This is a genomic window from candidate division TA06 bacterium, from assembly GCA_016208585.1.
In the GTDB taxonomy this organism is placed as follows: domain Bacteria; phylum Edwardsbacteria; class AC1; order AC1; family EtOH8; genus UBA5202.
In genome coordinates, this window is the sequence record JACQXR010000152.1 from 1 (window position 1) to 3,009 (window position 3,009).

General features: G+C 48.7%; 4 protein-coding genes. All 4 read left to right on the top strand.

All coding sequences use genetic code 11. From position 1 onward, the window contains the following. Positions 1-222 precede the first annotated feature (222 nt). The 4 genes from HY768_11010 to HY768_11025 all read left to right on the top strand — a co-directional run bounded on the left by HY768_11010 (position 223) and on the right by HY768_11025 (position 2,893). Complete coding sequence (locus tag HY768_11010) at positions 223-555, top strand: MGMT family protein (protein MBI4727727.1); 333 nt, start codon at positions 223-225, stop codon at positions 553-555. A gap of 348 nt (positions 556-903) precedes the next feature. Continuing rightward, the gene (locus HY768_11015; protein ID MBI4727728.1) at positions 904-1,446 is read left to right on the top strand and encodes a hypothetical protein; all 543 of its coding nucleotides are present in this window, start codon (positions 904-906) and stop codon (positions 1,444-1,446) included. Positions 1,447-1,598: 152 nt separating this feature from the next. After that, entirely contained in the window at positions 1,599-2,171 is a 573-nt protein-coding gene (locus tag HY768_11020) for an HD domain-containing protein (protein ID MBI4727729.1), read from the top strand. Beyond that, positions 2,168-2,893 carry a DNA alkylation repair protein gene (locus HY768_11025; protein ID MBI4727730.1) on the top strand — a complete coding sequence of 242 codons (726 nt, stop codon included), beginning with the start codon at positions 2,168-2,170 and terminating at the stop codon, positions 2,891-2,893. The genes HY768_11020 and HY768_11025 overlap by 4 nt, the downstream gene beginning before the upstream one ends. The last annotated feature ends 116 nt before the right edge of the window (positions 2,894-3,009 follow it).

Sequence of the window (3,009 nt, forward strand, 5' to 3'; positions counted from 1 at the left end):
TTATTAAAAGAATCGATAGCATTCGATCACGATAATTCAACTGGTTTGCAAAATTATTTATAGGACTATCCTCCTGAAACTCAATGTTTGCGCGGATTGTTGTTTCAGGAAGATACAATTAACGCTTTTTTCAGGTAATATTATTAAGGAATATAAAAATACGACACCAGTTTATTACGAAACCGTTAAGGAAGATATAATCAGAATATTAAAAGATGACTAATGACCTTCTCCTCCCAAATAATCTCCCTCATCAAACGCATCCCGCGCGGCAAAGTAGCCTCCTACGGCCAGATCGCGGCCCTGGCCGGCAATCCAAGAGGCGCCCGGGCGGTCATCTGGCTGCTGCATTCCAGCTCGGGCAAGGAAAAGCTTCCCTGGCACCGGGTCATCAACGGCCAGGGGACTATTTCACTAAAGCCCGGAAACGGATACGAGGAACAGCGGGCCCTGCTGGAAAGCGAAGGAGTGGAGTTCGGCCTGCAGGGGAAAATAGACCTTAAAAGATACCTGTGGCCGGGACCGCCTGCCAAACAAGGCCGGAGAAAACAATAGCTCGGGATCGGCAAACAATTTTCTTGACGCCTCCGTCCGCCGGATATATACTTTTATATGTGACTTCAAATATTTTTCTTCTAACTCATCCTCTCTGTCCCCTGGATAAATTAAGACGATCGTGAGGCCGGGGTAAAAGGGGAAGCGAAGCATGCGCTGGGACTTGCCCTGAGCAATGCCGAAGGGAATACATGCATTAGACAAACGAAGCGGGGTTGAGTCCAAAACAAAGCATTCCCTCTTTGTTGTTTCCTGAGATAGTTGGGCAATCCTTTTCTTTTAATTCCACATCAACCCAAATCAAAACCAAGCAGGAGAAAACATGAGAAAACTATTACCCGTGCTGTTTTGCCTGGATGCTGCTGGCTGTTTTTTGCAAGCCTCAGCAAAACCCCGGCCCAGCTGGCCATCAAAGCCTCCGAGGAAGCTTTAAACCCCGTCCGGACCGAGGCCGCCAAGTTCGTGCCCGAACAGCTGGCCGCCATAGAAGCCATGCTCAAAAGCGCTAGACAATCATTTGAAAAGGGCGATTATAAAGCCGCCATAACCACAGCCAAAGACCTCCCCCTCAAGATCAAGGACCTGGCCACCGCCATCGAGGCCAAGAAAGCGGAACTGCCACAAGATTGGCAGGCCCTGACCGACGAGATGCCAAAGCTGATCACCGCCACTCAGTCAGCCGTTAACCGGGCCAGGGGCGTTGACAAGACCGTTTTGGCCGAGGCTAAGACTGCCGTTGACGGAATGCCCGAAGCATGGAAGCAGGCTCAGGATGCCTTCAAAGCCGGTAACCTGTTCGAAGCCGTGACCAAAGCCGCCGGGATCAAGGAACAAGCTGCCAAGATCATGGCAGACCTGGGAGAGAAACAGGTTGAGACCGTAAAAAAATAATCCGGCTGATTTACTCAACTTATGATAGATCTGCTGTGCAACAAAAGTGTGCAGTCGTTTTATCTGCAGCATGGGATGTCAAAGGCTGCCGGGATGATGATCCGCGACCATACCAAGCAGTCAGGGCGAAAAATATCAGAAGGAACTATTTCATGAACTTAGAACTGCTGCTTTCTTTCCTTGGTAAGTTAGAAAAATTGAAGTGCATGCCCCGGCATTCTTGGACTTCAAGTGGAAGACAAGAAAGCGTAGCAGAGCATTCCTGGAGACTGGCTGCAATTATTTATTTATTGAAAGACGAATTGAAAGGTTATGATATTGAAAAGATGCTCGCCATGGCTCTATTTCATGATTTAAGCGAGATAAAACATGGCGATATCCCCGGCTTTGACAAAACAGATGCTGATGTGAAAAACGAAAAAAAGGCCTTGGCGGATATTTCAAAAGAATACAATCAACTTGGGATCGGAAACATTATTAATACGATAGACGATTTTGATGGGCAGTTCTCAAAAGAAGCCCAGTTAGTAAAAGCACTCGATAAACTGGAAGCAGTTATTCAGCACAATGAAGCTGATATAAAAACATGGATTGACAGAGAATACGGCCTTAACTTGTCTTATGGTTTTGAAGAATGCCAGATTGAAAACACCATTGCTGATTTCAGAAAACTGGTGAAAGAAAAAACGATGGAAAAGATACACAACCAAAATCCCCGTATTTGAAAGACATCATCAAACATATCCGGGCCGAGTTGCTTCAGAATGTGGACCCCGTCTACCGCCGGGGAGCTATGAACTATTTCAAGGAAGGCATAGTCCTGCACGGAGTGCGCCTTCCGGCGGTGCGGACTATCTCGGCCAAGTACTACAGTCAGTTGAGAGGACTGGACAAGAAAGAAATCTTCGTCCTATGCGACCGGCTGCTAAGCTACGGCACCAGCGAGGAGCGCACCATCGCTTTTGACTGGGCCTGGCACCGGCGCCGGGAATTCCAACCTTCCGATTTCAAGACACTGGAACGTTGGCTGCGCGACCAGGTCAACAACTGGGGCGGGGTGGACGACCTGTGCCGCCGGGCCTTCGGGTTTTTTATCTGCCGTTATCCCCAATTCCTGCCCAAAGTTTTCGGCTGGACGAAAGCCCGGAAGTGGCATATGCGCCGGGCGGCGGCGGTGATCCTGATCGCTCCCGCCAAACTGGGCCGGGCTTTGCCGGAGACCCTTAAAACATCGGACGCGGTGCTGAAAGATGAGCATTACCTGGTGCAAAAGGGCTATGGCTGGCTGCTCAAGGAGGCCTATGTCATATTTCCCCGGGAAGTGTTTGGGTTTGTGATGAAGAACAAAGACCAGATGCCCCGGACGGCTTTGCGCTATGCCATAGAAAAAATGCCGCCGGTGCTATGCAAAAAGGCTATGGCTAAATACCTGAATTCCGTAGCATAAATATACACTACAGTCCTTTGAGGAGCTGAGGAGATACAGCTTTAAGGATGCGTTCTTGGCGTTTTGTTAATGTGACAATACGGGATAAGGTAAAACCTTTTGACTGATCACGCAAA

Excerpts from the sequence above, each read along its gene's own strand:
- HY768_11010 (MBI4727727.1), top strand. The coding sequence starts at position 223 with ATGACCTTCTCCTCCCAAATAATCTCCCTCATCAAACGCATCCCGCGC.
- HY768_11020 (MBI4727729.1), top strand. The coding sequence starts at position 1,599 with ATGAACTTAGAACTGCTGCTTTCTTTCCTTGGTAAGTTAGAAAAATTG.